This window comes from Serratia nevei (assembly GCF_037948395.1).
Lineage (GTDB): Bacteria > Pseudomonadota > Gammaproteobacteria > Enterobacterales > Enterobacteriaceae > Serratia > Serratia nevei.
Window position 1 is genome coordinate 2,681,320 of record NZ_CP149940.1, and the last position, 17,977, is coordinate 2,699,296.

General features: G+C 59.0%; 18 protein-coding genes. 15 read left to right on the forward strand and 3 right to left on the reverse strand.

Features of this window, described 5'->3' with window-relative positions:
- The first annotated feature begins 16 nt into the window (after positions 1–16).
- The 4 genes from V8N38_RS12905 to V8N38_RS12920 all read left to right on the forward strand — a co-directional run bounded on the left by V8N38_RS12905 (position 17) and on the right by V8N38_RS12920 (position 2,698).
- Positions 17–508, forward strand: coding sequence for an L-2-amino-thiazoline-4-carboxylic acid hydrolase (locus V8N38_RS12905; RefSeq protein WP_060439876.1), 492 nt, complete (start codon positions 17–19; stop codon positions 506–508).
- Complete coding sequence (locus tag V8N38_RS12910) at positions 505–1,731, forward strand: Zn-dependent hydrolase (protein WP_147839918.1); 1,227 nt, start codon at positions 505–507, stop codon at positions 1,729–1,731. Before V8N38_RS12905 ends, V8N38_RS12910 begins: the two co-directional genes overlap by 4 nt.
- A gap of 82 nt (positions 1,732–1,813) precedes the next feature.
- Positions 1,814–2,161: an ArsR/SmtB family transcription factor gene (locus V8N38_RS12915; RefSeq protein ID WP_060439874.1), complete on the forward strand. Its 348-nt coding sequence runs from the start codon at positions 1,814–1,816 to the stop codon at positions 2,159–2,161.
- 3 nt (positions 2,162–2,164) lie between these two features.
- Positions 2,165–2,698 (forward strand): SRPBCC family protein, encoded by a 534-nt coding sequence (locus V8N38_RS12920; RefSeq protein ID WP_060418727.1) that lies wholly within the window; start codon positions 2,165–2,167, stop codon positions 2,696–2,698.
- Here the strand turns inward: V8N38_RS12920 and V8N38_RS12925 are convergent, their stop codons facing one another.
- A complete protein-coding gene (locus tag V8N38_RS12925; RefSeq protein WP_060439873.1) occupies positions 2,699–3,727 on the reverse strand; it encodes a transporter in 1,029 nt (342 codons plus the stop codon).
- Positions 3,728–3,984: 257 nt separating this feature from the next.
- Here V8N38_RS12925 and V8N38_RS12930 point away from each other — a divergent pair, with 257 nt between their 5' ends.
- Entirely contained in the window at positions 3,985–4,737 is a 753-nt protein-coding gene (locus V8N38_RS12930; protein WP_089186015.1) for a hypothetical protein, read from the forward strand.
- A 65-nt stretch (positions 4,738–4,802) separates the two neighbouring features.
- Here the strand turns inward: V8N38_RS12930 and V8N38_RS12935 are convergent, their stop codons facing one another.
- Positions 4,803–6,233 (reverse strand): SH3 domain-containing protein, encoded by a 1,431-nt coding sequence (locus tag V8N38_RS12935; protein WP_147839917.1) that lies wholly within the window; start codon positions 6,231–6,233, stop codon positions 4,803–4,805.
- Between the two features lie 229 nt (positions 6,234–6,462).
- On the opposite strand from V8N38_RS12935, the gene nudI reads away from it, so the two are divergent.
- The 3 genes from nudI (at position 6,463) to V8N38_RS12950 (ending at position 8,943) form a co-directional block, all read left to right on the forward strand.
- Positions 6,463–6,888: a nucleoside triphosphatase NudI gene (gene nudI / locus V8N38_RS12940; RefSeq protein ID WP_060418714.1), complete on the forward strand. Its 426-nt coding sequence runs from the start codon at positions 6,463–6,465 to the stop codon at positions 6,886–6,888.
- 93 nt (positions 6,889–6,981) lie between these two features.
- On the forward strand, positions 6,982–7,818 hold the full coding sequence (gene pbpG, locus V8N38_RS12945; RefSeq protein ID WP_147839916.1) for a D-alanyl-D-alanine endopeptidase: 837 nt from the start codon (positions 6,982–6,984) through the stop codon (positions 7,816–7,818).
- A gap of 138 nt (positions 7,819–7,956) precedes the next feature.
- Positions 7,957–8,943, forward strand: a complete 987-nt coding sequence (locus V8N38_RS12950) for an MsnO8 family LLM class oxidoreductase (protein ID WP_060418708.1) — start codon at positions 7,957–7,959, stop codon at positions 8,941–8,943.
- Here the strand turns inward: V8N38_RS12950 and V8N38_RS12955 are convergent.
- Positions 8,940–10,244, reverse strand: coding sequence for an aminotransferase class I/II-fold pyridoxal phosphate-dependent enzyme (locus tag V8N38_RS12955; protein WP_147839915.1), 1,305 nt, complete (start codon positions 10,242–10,244; stop codon positions 8,940–8,942). The two genes, V8N38_RS12950 and V8N38_RS12955, sit on opposite strands and share 4 nt — an antisense overlap.
- Before the next feature lie 66 nt (positions 10,245–10,310).
- On the opposite strand from V8N38_RS12955, the gene V8N38_RS12960 reads away from it, so the two are divergent.
- The 7 genes from V8N38_RS12960 to V8N38_RS12990 all read left to right on the forward strand — a co-directional run bounded on the left by V8N38_RS12960 (position 10,311) and on the right by V8N38_RS12990 (position 17,971).
- A complete protein-coding gene (locus tag V8N38_RS12960) occupies positions 10,311–10,565 on the forward strand; it encodes a hypothetical protein (RefSeq protein ID WP_004938217.1) in 255 nt (84 codons plus the stop codon).
- A complete protein-coding gene (locus V8N38_RS12965; protein WP_100395737.1) occupies positions 10,562–11,278 on the forward strand; it encodes a glutamine amidotransferase in 717 nt (238 codons plus the stop codon). The genes V8N38_RS12960 and V8N38_RS12965 overlap by 4 nt, the downstream gene beginning before the upstream one ends.
- 3 nt (positions 11,279–11,281) lie before the next feature.
- Positions 11,282–12,121, forward strand: a complete 840-nt coding sequence (locus V8N38_RS12970; protein WP_060418696.1) for a PfkB family carbohydrate kinase — start codon at positions 11,282–11,284, stop codon at positions 12,119–12,121.
- A gap of 452 nt (positions 12,122–12,573) precedes the next feature.
- Positions 12,574–13,098 carry a hypothetical protein gene (locus tag V8N38_RS12975; RefSeq protein WP_060418693.1) on the forward strand — a complete coding sequence of 175 codons (525 nt, stop codon included), beginning with the start codon at positions 12,574–12,576 and terminating at the stop codon, positions 13,096–13,098.
- A 331-nt stretch (positions 13,099–13,429) separates the two neighbouring features.
- On the forward strand, positions 13,430–14,785 hold the full coding sequence (locus V8N38_RS12980; protein ID WP_244951312.1) for a hypothetical protein: 1,356 nt from the start codon (positions 13,430–13,432) through the stop codon (positions 14,783–14,785).
- Between the two features lie 4 nt (positions 14,786–14,789).
- Entirely contained in the window at positions 14,790–16,544 is a 1,755-nt protein-coding gene (locus V8N38_RS12985) for a hypothetical protein (RefSeq protein WP_147839914.1), read from the forward strand.
- Entirely contained in the window at positions 16,541–17,971 is a 1,431-nt protein-coding gene (locus V8N38_RS12990) for a hypothetical protein (RefSeq protein ID WP_060439866.1), read from the forward strand. Before V8N38_RS12985 ends, V8N38_RS12990 begins: the two co-directional genes overlap by 4 nt.
- Positions 17,972–17,977: the final 6 nt, after the last annotated feature.

Here is a 17,977-nt window from a genome sequence, read left to right on the forward strand (position 1 = left end):
CAAGAGGAGCAAGGCGATGAGCTGTGCAAACAACGAATTGGGCATTTTGGCCCGCAGAAAGATCGAAGCGGAGATCATCAAACCGATCTACCAGATTCTGGTGCGTGAAATCGGCAAGGTGCGCGCTCAGGCGGTGATCGGCGAAGCCATCGAGAATGCCGCCATTGCGGCAGGCAAGCAGTTCGCCGCACAGGAGCCGAACGGCGCGGATCTGCGCAGCTTCGCCGCCTTGCAGTACCTGTGGGAAAAAGACGATGCGCTGCGCGTCGAGGTGATCAACCAGGACGAACAGCACTTCGACTATAACGTCACCCGCTGCCGCTATGCCGAGATGTATCACGAGATGGGGCTGGGGGAAATCGGCCACCTGCTCTCCTGCGCGCGCGACAGCCAGTTTATCGTCGGCTATGCCCCGGAGGTCGAGCTGCAGCGCAGCCAAACCATCATGTCCGGCGCCCCCTGCTGCGATTTCCGCTACACCGCCAAAACACCGGGAGAAGAACAATGACGTATCGGGTCAACGGCGAGCGCCTGTGGCAAAGCCTGCACGCGATGGCGCAGTTCGGCGCCATCGCCGACAACGGCGTCACCCGCCTGGCGCTCAGCGAAGAGGACCGGCAGGCGCGCGATCAGCTGCGTCTCTGGGCGCTGGAGGCCGGTTGCAGCGTGCGCGTCGATCGAATGGGCAACATGTTCCTGCGCCGTGAAGGTTCGCGGCCCGAGCTGGCGCCGGTGGTCACCGGTTCTCACGGCGACTCGCAGCCCCAGGGTGGCCGTTTCGACGGCATCTACGGCGTGCTGGCCGGGTTGGAGGTTATTCGCAGCCTTAACGATCGGCAGATCGTCACCGAACGCGCGATTGAAGTGATCAACTGGACCAACGAAGAAGGCGCGCGCTTCGCGCCGGCGATGATCGCCTCCGGGGTGTTCGCCGGGGTATTCGATCTCGAGTACGGCCTGTCGCGCCGCGACGAGCATGGCATCAGCCTCGGCGAGGCGCTGGAACGCATCGGCTACGCCGGCGAACACCCGGTGGGCGGCATGCCGATCCACGCCGCCTTCGAGCTGCACATCGAACAGGGGCCGATTCTGGAAGCGGAACACCTCGACATCGGCGTCGTGACCGCCGCACAAGGGCAGTGCTGGTACGAACTGGAAGTCGTCGGCTTCAGCGCCCATGCCGGCACCACGCCGATGGATCGCCGCCGCGACGCCCTGCTGGGCTTCACCGAGCTGGTGACGGCGGTCAACGGTATCGGCTGGGATTTCGCACCCGATGCGCGCGCCACGGTGGGCATGGCGCAAATCACCCCCAATTCACGCAACGTGGTGCCGGGCCGGGTCTTTTTCAGCGTCGAATTCCGTCATCCAGAGGAGGCAACCCTGGAGCAGATGGAGCAGCGCCTGCTGGCGGCGGTAAACCACGTCAACGGCGGCGGCCTGACCGCTCGCGCCGAGCGCATCTTTCAGTATCCTCCGATCGCTTTCGATCGGGGCTGCATCGACAGCGTACGCCACGCCGCACAAGCCTTGGGCTATCGCCATCGCGACATGATTTCCGGCGCCGGCCACGATGCCTGTTACCTTAATCGCGTCGCGCCGACCGCCATGATTTTCATCCCCTGCGTGGATGGCATCAGCCACAACGAACGGGAAGATATCACTCCCGCCTGGGCCGCCGCCGGTGCCGACGTCTTGCTGAACGCGCTGCTGGCGCACGCCGACGCCTGAACCTCGCCCCGGTTTTTCGCCGGGGCAAAAAATATTCAACAAAACGGTTGAATATTAGCCTGCCTGTTCTATATTCAACCATATGGTTGAATTATCTTCCTCACAGCTGGACGCCATTTTTCATGCGCTGGCCGATCCGACCCGCCGCTCGATGTTACGCGCGCTGGCCGGCGGTGAGCGCAGCATCGGCGAACTGGCCGCGCCGCTGCAGATGTCGTTTGCCGGCGCCTCCAAGCACGTGAAAGCACTGGAACATGCGGGCCTGGTGCAACGCACCGTGCAAGGAAGAAACCATATCTGCCGGCTCGAACCCGAGCCTATGGCGCAGGCCATGCAATGGCTGCAAACCTATGAACATTTCTGGACTGAACGGCTGGATGCGCTCGAACAGGCGCTGCTGCAGCCCGAACAGCTTCCTCCCAAGGAGTGAACCATGAATGATTACGGCATGATTATCGAACCCGGCACGCTGCGCATCCAGCGGCTGCTGCCCGGCCCCATCGAGCGGGTGTGGGCTTACCTGACCGAATCCGACAAGCGCGCCACCTGGCTGGCGGCCGGCGCCATGAAGTTGGAAAACGGCGCACCGCTGGAGCTGGAGTTTCGCAACTCCGATTTGGCGGGCGAGCACGAACCACCGCCGGCCAAGTACAAACAGCACGGCGGCTGCGTCAGCAACCGCGGCCACATCACCTGCCTGTTTCCGCCGCGCCTGCTGAGCTTTACCTGGGCCGAACAGGATCAGGGCCGTCCTTCCGAGGTGACTTTCGAACTGACGGAACAGGGAAGCGCCGTGCTGCTGACGGTCACCCACCGGCGCTTGGCCAACCGCGACGAAATGCTCAGCGTCGCCGGCGGCTGGCACACCCATCTGGATATCCTGTTAGATCGCCTGCACGATCGGGCGCCGCAGCCGTTCTGGAGCACCCATGCCCGGCTGGAAGAAGAGTACCGCGCCCGCCTGTAATTACGTCTCGTCCCTGCGCCTGAACGCCAGATAACCGGCGATCAGCGTAAAACTGCCGACCAGCAACACCAGTAGGATAAAACCGTGGTGATTGCTGGCCAGCGGGATACCCCCCACGTTCATGCCGAAGAAACCGGCGACGATATTGATCGGCAATGCCAGCACGGTAATCACCGTCAGCGTGTAGAGCGTGCGGTTGTTCTGCTCCATCAGCTTGGCGCCCAGCTCCTCCTGCAGCAGCCGGATGCGTTCGGTCAGGCTGGCGAGATCGTTCAATACCACGGTGAACTCTTCGGTAAACTGCCGCAGATCCTGTACCACCTCGCGACTGAGCCAGGTCGGCGGCCGGTTCAACAGGCGAAACAGCGCGGCCGGCTCCGGCGCCAGCAGGCGCTGAAAGCGCAATAACATGCGACGCATGCGCCCCAGCTCGGCGCGGTTGCGTTTGACGCGGCGGGTCAACAAGCGGTCCTCAATGGTATCGACATACTGGTTGGCCTGCCGCACCACCTGTTCCAGCACGTCCTCCTGCTCTTCCAGCAGGTGCGCCAGCAGTTCAGTGGACGAGGCCAGCTGCAGCGCCGTCAGGCGGCCGAGCAGCCGTTCAATGAGTCGCACCGGTTTGTGGCGTACGGTGACCACCAGCCCACGGCAGCAATAGAGCCACAGCGTCGCCGTCTCCGGGTTACTGTCCTCGGGGTGGAAAATCACGTCGTTGAGCACCGCGAACAGATCGTCGCCCTGGCGCTCGATGCGCGTGGTGTGGGAGCCGTGGCGAATCTCGTGAAAGAAAAAATCGGAAATGGCGAAATGATTTTTCAGCCACTTCTCCGCCGCCGCGTGGTTGAGATTGAGGTGCAGCCAGATAAAACCGTCGCCGGGGGGCAACGCCTGGTAGGCCTGGCAAACCTGCTGTGAGTTCAGGCGCATCGGCGGTTCACCGGAACGAAACGCATGGCCGTAGATCAGCCCGGTCACTTCATCATCGAAATCAAGCTTGTGCATCTTTTCCGCCAACCGTTGCACCATAACGCCTTATCCTGCCTTTCGCCGTTAACCCAGATCGTCCCCGCTGTTATAGCAATCTTTATCTATCGGCGTTAATGATTTTCAGCGTTCCCGATGATTAATATTTTCGTCATAAAAACGTCATCGCCATTCAACATCGTTTTCATCCCTTGCCCGCTCAGCGACCGCACAATGGCAACATGAATATAGAGACTGGTACCCTCCATCACGCAAGACATATTTATTTAAGGAACACGACCAATAAGGAGATAACGACAATGAATACGTTTATTACAGGCGGATGGAGCCAGTCTCTGACTGGCCAACCTCTCAAAGAGTTCGATGTCATGATGTATGGCATGGTCACCAACCTTGATGGATTGACCACGGGCACATCAGCGCATCCAGGATGGAGCCCGGAAAAGCAAAACAAACCCGATACTCTCCCCGGTTTTAAAGGAAAGACGCTCTGGGTTTATGGCGGCGGCGGATGCTCCCCACAGCAAAAGCCGGCAAATGAGGATGAAGTGTTGAGGATCGTCGAAGCCACGGTAGACCGGGGCTGGGACGGCGTCGATTTTGATGACGAATGCAATATGAACACCGAACGGGTCATCGAAGCCATGAAACGGCTAAAAGAGGCCCGAAAAGAGACCAGCCTGGGTTTTATTGCCGGCTATTCCTACAATCATCCCAATACGGAAAATGGTAAAAAGCTCAACGAGAAAGTCAGAAAAATCATCCTGTCAGGCCAGTGCGATCGCTTTATTCATTACTGCTATGCCGCAGCGATGTGGAGCGATGACGATATTCTCGCCAATGTCATCCCGGCATTAAAACAATCGTTGGTCAACGGCGCCGAGAATAAAAAATGCATTCTGGCCCTGACGACCCGGGGATTGACCGACTGGAATTTAAATTACTTTATCGATCAGGTTCTGGATTTTAATCTTGGCGGATTGTTTATTTGGAATTACGCCAACCTGACGGATGAACATAATAAAATCATCAAAAACCGGCTAGGCAATTAACACGCCCCGCTTGCCCTCGCCTATCAAGAGACCGTCAAGGCGGCCACTTGATAGGCATTCAGACGTTACTCAATAAAACCCAGTTTGAACTGCGCCTTGCCCGCCAGCGAGGTCAGCTCAGGATCCTCCGGGTAGGTAGCCAGAAGCGGGAAAAAGACTGCGCCGCCGATAATGCTGCGGCTTTTTGAATCTGCCGGGCGCAGGCCCCAGATATTTTGGTACGTCATCGGGACACTCCGGCCGTTAATCGCCGCATTGCCGATATACAGCATGATATGGCCCGGAATGTAGACCAGCGTGGTGAACGGCTTGCCATGCTCCTTGAGATAGCGCAGCCGCTCATCCGTGTTCGCCTGACTGAGATCGACCACTCGGCTTGCCGCCTCTATCTGCGCGGCGGAATTCCTGGGAAGAAACACCCCGAAAGGCATCAACAGGCTGCGCAGTTCGGAAGAGCAGTCATTATTGAAGTTATCATTCCCCCAGCCGTAGGGCCTGCCGCTCATCGAACGCATCAGCGTGGCAAGATGGTCTGGCGTCATTCGCCACGGCATGGCGGCAAACTCCCCCTCCTTTAAATCGATCCGGCGAATTTGCGCGCGACCATCCTCCCGGCGTACCGGCACGGCAACCTTAAAAACACCCTGCCGGTGACGGTAAAATGGCAGAACCGTGCCATGACGCGCCGTAAAATAAAACAGCTCCCCCTCTTGTACCGACACCGGCTGCTGAATGAATGCCCCCAAATTTTTCCCTGCCAGCGCCAGCCATTCGCTGACAAACCGCCGATCCGCCGCCGCGATATCTTCGCTATGCACCCAGCCGATCACCGTAGGCGATATGACGTATTTCCAGCGTTTATCGCGACTTTCCGTCACAACGTATACCGGTGTACCGGGGCGGATAGAAGAGTCCTGCAAATTATCAAAGGGGTAACCTTGCCCTGCCAGACGCGGATCGTCATAAGCCGGATCGTCTGTCGGCAACATCCTGACCAGCGTTTCCCTAATCGCAATACCTCTGGCCGAAGAATGATAAGCCTTGTCAATGCCGACAGACGCATTATTCCTGACCTGCTGTTTCCAGCGCTCAGCGTGAGTCCTGAAGTTTTCCCCCCAGGAAACGCTGTCATTTCCAAGATATTTATCCATTGCGGCATCACGGTGGCTTTCCGCTTCACGGCTCAAGACGGAAGCGATGTAATGCGGATTCCAGGAGGACTCCTCATTCGGCCCCATGCCAAAATAGTGGGATTTGAGGGCAGAGAAATGACGTTGCTGCGCAGCGTCATCCAGCACGGCGACCTGCCGCTGCGGGCCGGGAGGCAGCCATTTATCGACAGACTGCGAATAATTGTCCAACGGAAAAAGCGACTTGGTTGGATCGATAGGGGCAGACGCCGTAGCGTCGTGAGGTGGCGGTCTGACCGACGCGCTGTGGCAGGCCGACAGCAACAGCAAGAGAGTCAGGCACAGCGGTTTTATTCCATTAAGCATGCGTTATCCACTCCGTGACAGGTTAAAAAGCCCTCTTTATCCTGAAGAGAAATCATACTAATTGATACTTATTAACATCGGCGATTGATTTCCCGTTGAAGAAGACAAAGCCGGTGGTATAGCAAGCGCCAATCGGATTTCCCGCCGCCGCGTAGAACGCGACCAGTCTCGCTGCCCCGCGCCGCCAAACCTGCTACCCTGCGGGTTTGTTTTTTGACAGGAGTCTTCCATGCGCCAACGCATCATTGTCTGCCCGCTGATTGAAAACGATAACGCCTTCCTGCTGTGCAAGATGGCCGCCCACAAGGGCGTATTCCCCGGCCAGTGGGCGCTGTCCGGCGGCGGCGTCGAGCCGGGTGAGCAAATAGAACAGGCGCTGCGACGCGAAGTGCGCGAAGAGCTGGGCGCCGCGCTGATCCTCGACAGCATCACGCCCTGGACCTTCCGCGACGACGTGCGCATCAAAACCTACGCCGACGGCAGCCGCGAGCAAATCTACATGATTTACCTGATTTTCGACTGCCATGCCGCCAACCGCGACGTGACGATCAACGACGAGTTTGACGACTACGCCTGGGTGCCGCGCGAGCGCTTGGCGGAGTACGATCTGAACGAGGCCACCCGCTTCACGCTGCGGCAACGCGGGCTGCTGTAACAGTTTGAGCGAATATCACCCTATTTCCTTCACATTTGCCGGGCAGACTCTTTTGATATTTTTTAATCACTTAGGGTCATTATTGCCGTCGTTATGCTTTTATCTCTCGCTTTTCTCCGTCTGCCCGTCCGGCGCTTCGGCGCCGCCCTCCTGTTCAGCCTGCTGTTCGTTTTGGCGCCCGTGCATGCCGCCACGCCGCCGCGGGTACTGAATGCCAAGTCGGTGCTGGTCGTCAATCAACGCACCGGAAAGACGCTCTATCAAAAGCAGCCGAACCGCGTGCTGCCGATCGCCTCGCTCACCAAACTGATGACAGCCATGGTCGCCCTGGACAGCAAACGCCCGATGAGCAGCCCGCTCAAGGTCACCGCCGCCGATCGCGATCTGCTGAAGAAAACCCACTCGCGCCTGACCATCGGCTCGGTGCTCAGCCGCCGAGACATGCTGCACATCGCCCTGATGTCTTCGGAGAACCGCGCCGCTGCGGCGCTGAGCCGCAGCTATCCCGGCGGGCGCAAAGCCTTCGTGGCGAAAATGAACCAGAAAGCGCGCGCCATCGGCATGAAACGCGCCCGCTTCTACGATCCGACCGGGCTGACGCCGCGCAATGTAGCGACCGCCAACGATCTGCTGAAGATGGTCAATCACGCCTATCGCTATCAGTCGATTCGCCGCTTCAGCACCGACAAGCAGCAGATCGTGCGCCCTGGCCGCGGCCAACTGGTCTACCGCAGCTCCAACGGCATGATCAATAACCCGGCCTGGCAGATTCAGCTGCAGAAAACCGGCTTTACCGACGAGGCCGGCCACTGCCTGGTGATGCGCACCACCATCAAAGGACAACCGGTGGTGATGATCCTGCTCGGCGCGCAGCCGCGCTACGGCCACTACCGTGACGCCATTCGTCTGAAGGCCTGGCTCGAGGGATAACATCGCGGCGCTTTACCGTTCTGCGCATATCCAAATCCGTTTTGGATCAATGGAATATCCTATCGCCAATCAGTATTAAGGCGCGCGCCGCCCGCATGGTATTTGTCAGGCATATCTGATGAGGAAAGGAGCGGGAAAATGGCTTATGCCTTGAGCATATTGGAAAAGAGTCCGATCGCCGACGGGGAAAGCGCCGCTCAGGCGCTGGCGCGCACGCTGCATCTGGCGCAACAGGCGGAACGCTGGGGCTATCGGCGTTTCTGGCTGGCGGAGCACCACAACACGCCGCAGCTCGCCTGCCCGTCGCCGGAAGTGCTGATCGGCTACCTGCTCGGCCAGACGTCGCGCATTCGCATCGGCTCCGGCGGCGTAATGCTGCAACACTACAGCGCCTACAAGGTGGCCGAAAACTTTAACCTGCTGGCGGCGCTGGCACCGGGGCGCGTCGATCTCGGGGTGGGCAAAGCGCCCGGCGGGCTGCCGCTCGCCACCCAGGCGCTGCAGGCCGCTCATGACCGCCAAAACAAACCGGCTTTCCCGCAGCAGCTGTCGCAGCTGACCGCCTATCTGAACGACGACGCCGAGCCGGGACTGAGCGCCACACCGCTGCCGCCGCACGCCGCCCAGCGCTTTCTGCTCGGCGCCAGCAAAGAGAGCGCGACGCTGGCGGCCGAATCCGGCTGGGCCTTCGTGTTCGCCGCGCATCTGAACGGCAATCCGCAGGATATCCGCGAGGCGCTGGCGCACTACACCGCACTGAGCGGTGGCCGCAAGGCGCTGCTGGCGGTGGCGGCGATCGCGGCGCCAAACGCGGAACAGGCCGCGGCGCTGGCGGCGGATATTCAGCAATACCGCGTGCACGTCGCCGGTGAGCAGAGCGTGACCGTCGGCAGCCTGGCCCAGGCGGAGAGTTTCGTGCAGCAGGCCGGCGCCACCGACTACCGCATCGAACCCCGAGAAAGCCATATCCTGCTCGGCACTGCGCCGCAGGTGCATCAGCAACTGGCGCAGCTGCAGCAGCGCTACGGCGTGGACGAGTTCATCATCGACACGCCGATCGGCGAACCGAGCGCCCGGCTCACCTCACTGCAGTTGCTGGCGGAGGAGAGCCTGACACCGGCCTAGTTGATCGCCGCGCTGGCCCGCATGGCGTCGGCCAGATCCTGCGCCAGCGGCGCCAGCTGCGCCGGCACGACGTTGGCCAGGCTGACGCGGATCGCAGAGTCGCCCTTCAGGCGGAAAGGTTCACCGCCCTGCACCAGCCACCCCCGTTGCGCCATCAGCTGCGCGGCGGCGGTTTCCGACCGCACCGGCAACCACAGATGCAGCCCTTCACCCACCGCCAGCGCCGTGTGATTCAGCGCGTTGAGCCGTCGCACCAGCTCATCCCTTCTGGCTTGATACGCCTGTTGCGCCCGCTGCAGCTGCCCCTCCTGCAAGGCCTGCCCCCACAGTCTGGCGGCAATCTGCTGCAAGATATGGCTGACCCAGCGTTCGCTGATGTACTGATCGGCGCGCATCGCCTGCAGCAACATCGGGTTGCCGCAGGCCAGCGCGATGCGCAGATCCGGGCTGAGAAACTTGCTCAGCGACAGCACGTACAGGCCGCGATCGCCGTCGAACGGCAGATGCAGCGGCTGCTGCGACAGCGGCCCCCAGAAATCGTCGACGATCGCCAGACACTGCGGATTTTCGCTGAGAAAATGCCGCCACTGCTGCGCGCGTTGCGCAGAGAGCGAGGCGCCGGTCGGATTGTGGGCGCGCGGCGTCAGGATCACCGCGCCCGCCGCTCCGCTTTCCGGCAACCGGCACCCCTGTTCATCCATCGCCAGCGGCAGCGGCCGCAAACGCAGGTGGCGCAGCAGCGTCAATAGCGGCGGCCAGCAGGGATCTTCCACCCACACCGCCGCGCCCGGCTGCATATGGCAGCGCAGCGCCTTTTCCATCGCGTCCAGCGCGCCGGAGAATACCGCAGGCTCCCCCAGGCTAACGCCCTGGCGGCCGAGCCACTCGCGCCCCAGGCCGGTCAGCACCGGGAGATCGCCGCTGATGTCATAGCCGTTTTGTTGCGGGAATCCCTCCGCCGCGCCCAGCGCCAACGCCGGCAACAGGGCGGCATCCAGATTGCCGCTGGCCAGATCGCACATTCCCGCCGGCACCTGGCGCGGCGTATAGGCCGCACTCACCGCCGCCAGCGGCGGTTCCAGCACCACCGTTCCCGCCCGCCCACGCGTCGCCACCAGACCGGCATCGCGCAATCGGGCGTATGCGCTGGCGACGGTATTCGCATTGACCTCCAGCTCAGCCGCCAGCTGGCGTACCGGTGGCAGCAGCTCACCCGGCCGCAGCGTGCCGCCTTTGATGCGTGCGGCGATCTGCTCGGCAATCTGGACAGCGCCGCCGCCTTTTGCATACAATGAAGTCATACATAAATCCTTTTGCACTAGTTCAAACAAGGTTAGCAGCTTCCGCGGCCAAAAGTAAGGGGTTCCATGGATAAACATTACGTGCTCGACATTCAGTATGCAGGAAAAGCCTTTGCCCGCCTGGAGATGTTCACCCCCTGGGCCGCCGATCAGCTGGAGCAGGCCTGCGCGCTGTTCCCGGCTGCGCAGGGTTATCAGGTGCAGCTCAGCCAGGTCAGCGAACGCCGTATCGTCTACCAGAGCGGCGCGCAAGGCATCACCGTGCTGGGCGAGTCGCTGGCGCTGACGCCGTTCACCCACGCTCACGAGGTTAAACAATGAAAAAAGCCGTCGCCATTCGACACGTCAATTTTGAAAACCTGGGCATCCTCGGTTCCCTGCTCTCGCTGCGTGGCTATCAGATCGACTATTACGATGCCGGCCGCGATGATATTCGTGCTATCAATAATGAAGAGACCGATCTGTTGGTGGTGCTCGGCGGGCCGATCAGCGCTGCCCAGCACTTTTCCGGCGCGCTGCGCTATGATTTTCTCGACCATGAATTGGCGCTGGTCAAACAGCGCCTGGCGCAGCGGCGGCCGACCCTCGGGGTGTGTCTCGGCGCTCAGGTGATCGCCCAGGCGCTGGGCGCCGACGTGATCTCGCTCGGCGTCAAAGAGATCGGCTTCGCCCCGCTGACCACGCTAGCGGCGGAAGACGACTCGCCGCTGGCGCCGCTGGCCGATACGCCGGTGCTGCATTGGCACGGCGATATGTTCACGATCCCGGAGGGCGCCCGCTGCCTGGCCGGCACGGCGGTTTGTCCGCATCAGGCCTTCGACTATCAGGGGTTTGCGCTCGGCCTGCAGTTCCATCTGGAGGCGGATCATCGCGATATCGAACGCTGGCTGATTGGCCATGCCTGCGAGCTGGAACTGGCCGGCGTCGCGCCCCAAAACCTGCGCGAACAGGCGGCGCGCCACGGCACACAGCTGGAACAGCGTGCGCGGCAGGTGTTCGCCCGCTGGCTGGATAATAACGAACCAAGGATGTAACTCATGCAACAGACTTCACCCTTACGGTCACCGTCCATCGACGTGATCAGCATTCAATCTCAGGTGGTCTACGGCAGCGTCGGCAACGGTATCGCCTACCGCGCCCTGCTGAAAAAGGGGCTGGAAGCGCTGCAGGTGCCCAGCGTGCTGTTCGGCTGCCCACCCTATTACGGCAAACCGCACGGTGGCGTCATCTCCGGCGAGTGGTTCGGCGGCTTTCTCGACGATCTGATCGCCCGCGGCGTGATGAAACGCACCCGGGCGGTGATCGTCGGGTATCTGGGCGACGTGATGCAATGCCATATTCTGGCCAACTGGCTGCAGCGGGTGCGCGCCCTCAATCCGCAGATAAAGATCTATATCGATCCGGTGATGGGCGATTACGGCGAAGGGATCTACGTAGATGAGCGCATCGTCAACTGCTATCGCTCGCCGTTCCTGCGGCTGGCCAACGGCCTGACGCCGAACGGTTTCGAACTGGAGCAGCTGTGCGGCCGCTCTTTGAGCAGCCGGGAGCAGACGCAACACGCCGCGCAGGCGCTGTTGAACGACACCACCGAATGGGTGCTGGTCACCAGCGCGCCGGGCGTGGCACAGCACGAAGACGAAGTGGGTTTAATGCTGGTCACCCGGCAGGAAGCGCAGTGCTTTACCCATCCGAAGGTCAAATCGGCGGTCAAAGGCACCGGCGATCTGTTCACCGCACTGCTGGTGAGCCATCTGCTGCACGGCACCGCGCTCGACGCAGCAGTGGTTGCCGCCGGCGGCGAAGTGTGCGACGTGCTGGCCGAAGCGGCGCATTTCGGTTGGGAAGAGATCGGCAGCCTGCGGGCGTTAACCTAAACCCTGACCTGGGGCAGCCTGCTGCCCCGCCTCATCCGTCTTGATTGCTCACCGTGGCAATCATTCCGCTGCGAATTTTATTTATTACTCCGTCAATGATGCGCACAGTAATGATAAATTAATTCACTATATATAAAAGATTAAACAACTAATGATTAGAACCATTTAAAATCATAACCACACTCAACACATTGATTTATTAAAATTAAAGCCAATAAGAAAATAAAAACCGCAAAAAACATTCTGTTTTTTTGATTTCTTAAACTATTCCTCCTCTTTTACAACGCCGTGATTTTATTGATTATCTGTTATGCAAGAATAAACACTTAATTTATTTTTATGTATGTGTTGCTTTTTCAAGCGCCATTGCTATTGTTGAATGTGAGTAAAACGCGGCGACAAAGCGATTCACCACCTCCTTTTTATACCATCCTGCGTATAAGGATCTGACTATGCCTATTAAAAAGTATGTCATTCTTGATAGCGCGCCCAAAGCTGTCGGCAATTCCGATTTTATTCTATTAGGGTTAAAGAACGAAGGTTTTGCCAGAGGTTGCCCGATGTTATTTGGCGGCACCGCCGATGCTAAAGATGGCCCGGTCGATGGAAAAAACTTTGCGTTGAATGTAATAAAAAGAGAAACCTGGGAAGAAACCAATCAAAATATCGGCGTGGAACAGGTGGTAAGATATCAGGTTTACCCCAATGACATCAGCGTTTATACCAGTAAAGACTTCACTTTCACCGGGAAAGTGGCCATTGGCGGTGAGTTTGCCTGGATTCGGAAAGTGAGCAAAGGCAAAATAAAAACCTATTTTAAAAACAAACCCGCTGCCACTAAAGACATGTTTGCTCAAGAGCTTTATGCAATGACGCTGGATGTCGATATTGAACCCACCGATGCGGAATTCGAACAGTATTTATCTTCAGATTGCCTGAGCGCCATTTACGCTTACTGTAAAGAAACCTGCAAATAACGCCTGTTAAAAACGATGGGCACGCCATGATGATGGCGTGCATCTCTGGCAATGCCATTAATTTATTGGTGCCGATATTATGCTCGCAAAAGATTATACGTCAGATGAGAAACGCATCGTAAAAAACGTTATCGACCAATACGAGAACAGCGGCGTATTTCTTATCGAGCCAGGCGATCCGGTTTTAACCGAATTTTATGATATTCAATTAAAACTGGCCGGCGTCACCGCCGCCGCCGCACCGCAATTCACCCAGCTCTGGCAGCAGACGAAACGCGTCAAACGGGTCGCAGGCCGGATGAGCGAGGCCAACACCAGCGGCGCTCAGCCGGTGTACAGCATCGTCAGGCTGGATTCCACCGACGGTAAACGTTATCAAACCGACGCCATCGGCTCTCTGCCGGTTCAGGCGACCAATGTGACGCAAACCCTCGGCCTGTTCGACGGCGGCGCCGATAACGTCGGCAAGGTGGAATACAAAAGCGACTACGTTTACACGGCGGACTGCACCATCGGTGCCAGCGGTGACTATCCGCAAAGCCAGACCGGCGGCAGCTTTCCGGTTACGGTGATCTATACCTTCGCGCAAACGGTCGGCCAGCAAACCGTTTACGGCGCCGAAATCGTCACGACGCAAAGCTACCCGAAAGAAATGATCAACGATTCCCCGAGGAATCTGTATAACCAGCGCATGATCAAGATTTGCCTGACGCGTGACGATGGCGACTGTGATTATCGCACCGGCTACGATCAGGACGGCACGGTTAAAGTGCCGATAAAAGGCAACATCACCTATTTTGGCAATATTGATCTCAGCAATGGCAAGCCGGTCAACGCCAGCAATACCATTTATCTTATCCGCACCCGTGCCGGCGGCGATCCGATCACCCCTTACGGCGGCTATAATATTTTTAATTCTGCCGCAACCCGAATCAGCGGAAATAACATCACCTGGGATCTTGACTGGCTGAAATTCAACCGCGTCGATTTTGAATCCGGTGAGATGGTTTATTACGTTTTTAAAATTACGCTTGATGTCGAAGGCCGCAGCATCGCCGCCTTTATTACTAACGCGCCCAAAGAAAGCGATCCGGATCGCCGCCTGCTCAATACCGTACAAATCAAACCGATGCAGATTATTTATGGCTGCCTGGCAGAGGATACGTTGATTTTAATGCAGGATGGGACAGAAAAGCCGATAAATGCCCTCACGGCAGATGAATTCGTTATTTGCGGCAATAACTACCCCAGACGCATTGAGAATATCACCACGGGGCAGGAGCAGCATTACATTGACATTACCGCCCGCGACCAGGCGGCACGTGAATATCGCATAAAAGCCAGCCTGGGGCACCCTTTCGTCACCGCAAACGGTATTTGTCTCGCCCGTGAATTGACCTCAGGCATGCGTCTTAAAACTCGGCACGGTGAGTGCGAAATTACCGCCCTCTCTCTCCAGTCCGGTGAGTTAACCGTCTATAACCTGCAACTCAGCGCTGACTCTCCGCTGCAAAAAACGCAATGCGCCCTCAGTACTTTTTATGCTAACGGCGTGCTGGTCGGTGACGCGCTGGTTCAACACCTCTATGAAGACGAATATCACCAACGCCCTAAAAACGTGCTGAAAACGCTGCCTGCCGAGTGGCACCAGGATTACCACAATATGATCAATGCAGCGGAAGAATAATATCATGTATGAAGGCTACCCCGACTTCCAGCGCATTATTATCTGCGATGCTCAACGTTTCGTCGCCGCGTATCGGCAAAACGACGCCTATTATTTATATCCTCAGGCGCTCAGCATTCTGGCGGCCGACCCGTTGGCTTTCTCGCTGGATATCGTGCGCAGCTACAGTACCGAAAGCCTCTACGGCTGGCTGAATTTCACCACGCAATTGCAGTTCGCCGGTGAACAAAGCCTGCAGGTATTCAAGCAACAGTATCCGGATTGTGCGGTGAAGGCGCTGCCGGTCTTGCCTGGCAGCCTGGGATTCGACGTGCCTATCGACTACCACAGCGAACTGTACGGCCGGCACTACGACACCACCTGGTATTCGGCACAGTGCAGTCAATTCATCATTCTGCTCAATGCGGCAAGCACTCAGTTGATCGAGCGCACCCTGCTCGATGAGACGATAGGCTTCAACGCGCGTCTGGACGGTTTCGTCGAAGGCGTATCGCCGCGTCTGGCCTACCGGGTGGAATTTGATGCCCGTGCGCTGATCCTGGCCCTGGCCGCCGGCGTGGAAGGTGCCCATGCCGTGGGCGATACCGGGATTGTCTTTCCCTATGACGGGCTGACCCTCTACCTCAGCCGCAACCTCACCCGCTTGCCGCTCGACATCGACCCACCGCCACCGGCTAACGATCCGGCCGGGGATCTGTTGCTCAGCCAGGCTTTGCTCGATCGGCTATACAACCTGTACGGTGCGCCGTCTGCCGGCCCCGCCGCCGGCAATGTGGCGCAGATCCTTCTGACGCCGCCCCCGCATACCGGCCGGACCCGGTGCGATCTGGCCAATGTCGCGCTGACTCAGCGGCCACTTTGCTTCACGTTGGATCCGTTCGCCGCCGCGCAGCAGATCGCCAAAGTTTCGCCCGATACCATTATTCATCGTACCACCGCACCGCCGCTGCCGGCGGGAGAGCGAGAGATCAACGTCTTTTACGCCTACCCGCTGGGGCTGCAATCCGGCGTTACGATCGATATTCAGCTGACCGTACCGCCCGGCAATATCTACCCGATCGAGCAAACGCAAACGCTGGCGCTGCGCCCCGACCGCACCTGGTTAACCTTCAAGTTTCACAACAGCGCGCTGGATGCACAGCCGTTTTTCTACCAGATCCGCGTGAATTACCCGCAAGACGGCGTTTACCGCACGTTGCCCGGCGAACAACGTCGCTGCGACGAGGATAACCTGGTACTGGATTACGCCGCGCTGCCTTGCCGCTTCCTGACCCTTTATCTCGACCCAACGTTCGCCCAGCAAAGCCGACTTGGCGGCCCCTATTACTCCGCCGACTGGCGCCAAACGTGGGCGCTCAGCGCATCGGCGCCCTATTTCAGCGCACCGATCCTGGGCGACCCGACTTTTGCCGAGGCGACCGCCTATTCGCTTTCCGGCGACGGCGCCGTCCCGTTACCCGCCCCGATCGTGCAAAACGCCACCATCGGCGCCTACAGTTTTCCGCAGTTCGGCGCACAGCAGGCGACGATCACCGTTCGGCTGCCGCCGCAGTCGCTCAGCGCCGTACTGAGTTTTCAGCCGCAGGACAGCGAGCGCACCAGCGACCGCACTTTTACGCATTCGCAGCCGAGCTTCGTCTACAAATGGAACGTCACCTCCATTTTCGCCGCCGGCTTCCGCTACAAGACTCCCACTGGCCCCTGGTCGCCTTATGTCACCGGCGACCAAACGATCGATATCAAGGGTGATACACCATGACCGACGAATTGGATCCGCAACGTACGTTGCAAAACTTCTTTCTTCTTGACCGCGCGCTGGCGTTTCACGACCAAACGCGCCCCAGCGGCTGTTACACCTACGGCAGCTATACGCCGCAGGTGGTGCAGGAAACGCCGGCCGGCAAGATCAGCTCGCTGCATTTGCTGACCAGCCCCGGCGGCGGCCTGGCGACCTTCATTGCACCGAAGCTGCCGGTCGACAGGGCTGCGATCGAGGACTATATCCGCCGCCATTTCGTCCCCGCTCCGGAAACCATCACCCTGGAGCAGGAGGAGATCCAGCAATCGCTGTGGCTGCACTTCGCGCAGCGGCCGGCTGCTGCCGCCTACAGCGTCGAATTTGAACAGTCCAAAATGGCGTTGACCCATGAGGAGTCTGGCCGGCTGGCGGGCGCGATCCAGGGAACAAAAGACCAGGTCTATTTTCTCACCCGCAGCCGATTCAGCGTCGACAGCCGCGTCAATGCCCGTTTGCAGGCCGATTGGGTCGCGTTTGTTACCCTGGCCTTCAACGAGCAGGCGCGGCAACCGGAAGCGATCGCCAGGCTGTTGAACCAACAAATCGACGCCGGCGTCGTCATTGTGCAAGCGCAGTTCGACAATGCGCCTTCAGAGCAGACGCAAGCTCGCGTTCGCCAGGCGTTGGTAAACACCGCCTCACTGCTGATCGCCAACACGCTACGCAATATCTCGTCGCCAGAACAAATCCCCAACAAGCTGAATTACCAGATCGAATACGACGACACCGTGCCCCAGCGCTATCTGCTGGAGCAGCAACGCGACATTGCCGAACTGCTGAATCGGCTGCCGGCCGACGGCATCATCTCCTTTACCGCTACGCCCCTGCCGGAACCCAGCAGGCCGGATAAGCCGATCGAGCCTCAACGCTGCACCGTCAGCCTGGGATTTGATCCGAAAGGCTTCAATATCATGGCGATAGAGTTGCGCTGGGCAGATCAACAGGCGCCGATGGCGTGGCCCAGCTTCCCGCCAGTGACGCTGGAAACGACAGCGGCGGTGAGCGATATCGCACTCAAGGTGACCTTCGCCGATTACACCAGTTTCGAGAGCCGGCTGGCGTGGCAGAACGCCATCGCGCTGACGCCGCAGGATGTGGGTTTCTATAGCCTGCTGTTCGACGCCGAGTCTCTGAAGTCCGAATTCAAAACGATCTCCGGCAGCGCCAGCTATCTCCCGGCGGGCCAGGGCAAGAAACAAAACTTCACCTTCGCCTTTTCCGCCGCGCAGTGGCAGGCCATCTGGTGGATCAACGCCCATGCCGCCGGCCTCAACGGCCGGGTGGACTATCGCTGGCAAGGGAAAACGGCGGCGCTATTCCCCAAAAACTACGACTCCGGCCCCCTGCAGGCCACCACCGGCCCCATCAAACTGCAATACCACAAGTGACATAAA

Excerpts from the sequence above, each read along its gene's own strand:
- V8N38_RS12905 (WP_060439876.1), top strand. The coding sequence starts at position 17 with ATGAGCTGTGCAAACAACGAATTGGGCATTTTGGCCCGCAGAAAGATC.
- V8N38_RS12985 (WP_147839914.1), top strand. The coding sequence starts at position 14,790 with ATGTATGAAGGCTACCCCGACTTCCAGCGCATTATTATCTGCGATGCT.
- V8N38_RS12955 (WP_147839915.1), bottom strand. The coding sequence starts at position 10,244 with ATGACTTCATTGTATGCAAAAGGCGGCGGCGCTGTCCAGATTGCCGAG.
- V8N38_RS12915 (WP_060439874.1), top strand. The coding sequence starts at position 1,814 with ATGGTTGAATTATCTTCCTCACAGCTGGACGCCATTTTTCATGCGCTG.
- V8N38_RS12925 (WP_060439873.1), bottom strand. The coding sequence starts at position 3,727 with ATGGTGCAACGGTTGGCGGAAAAGATGCACAAGCTTGATTTCGATGAT.
- V8N38_RS12965 (WP_100395737.1), top strand. The coding sequence starts at position 10,562 with ATGAAAAAAGCCGTCGCCATTCGACACGTCAATTTTGAAAACCTGGGC.
- nudI (WP_060418714.1), top strand. The coding sequence starts at position 6,463 with ATGCGCCAACGCATCATTGTCTGCCCGCTGATTGAAAACGATAACGCC.
- V8N38_RS12950 (WP_060418708.1), top strand. The coding sequence starts at position 7,957 with ATGGCTTATGCCTTGAGCATATTGGAAAAGAGTCCGATCGCCGACGGG.
- pbpG (WP_147839916.1), top strand. The coding sequence starts at position 6,982 with ATGCTTTTATCTCTCGCTTTTCTCCGTCTGCCCGTCCGGCGCTTCGGC.
- V8N38_RS12920 (WP_060418727.1), top strand. The coding sequence starts at position 2,165 with ATGAATGATTACGGCATGATTATCGAACCCGGCACGCTGCGCATCCAG.
- V8N38_RS12975 (WP_060418693.1), top strand. The coding sequence starts at position 12,574 with ATGCCTATTAAAAAGTATGTCATTCTTGATAGCGCGCCCAAAGCTGTC.
- V8N38_RS12990 (WP_060439866.1), top strand. The coding sequence starts at position 16,541 with ATGACCGACGAATTGGATCCGCAACGTACGTTGCAAAACTTCTTTCTT.
- V8N38_RS12930 (WP_089186015.1), top strand. The coding sequence starts at position 3,985 with ATGAATACGTTTATTACAGGCGGATGGAGCCAGTCTCTGACTGGCCAA.
- V8N38_RS12935 (WP_147839917.1), bottom strand. The coding sequence starts at position 6,233 with ATGCTTAATGGAATAAAACCGCTGTGCCTGACTCTCTTGCTGTTGCTG.
- V8N38_RS12970 (WP_060418696.1), top strand. The coding sequence starts at position 11,282 with ATGCAACAGACTTCACCCTTACGGTCACCGTCCATCGACGTGATCAGC.
- V8N38_RS12960 (WP_004938217.1), top strand. The coding sequence starts at position 10,311 with ATGGATAAACATTACGTGCTCGACATTCAGTATGCAGGAAAAGCCTTT.
- V8N38_RS12910 (WP_147839918.1), top strand. The coding sequence starts at position 505 with ATGACGTATCGGGTCAACGGCGAGCGCCTGTGGCAAAGCCTGCACGCG.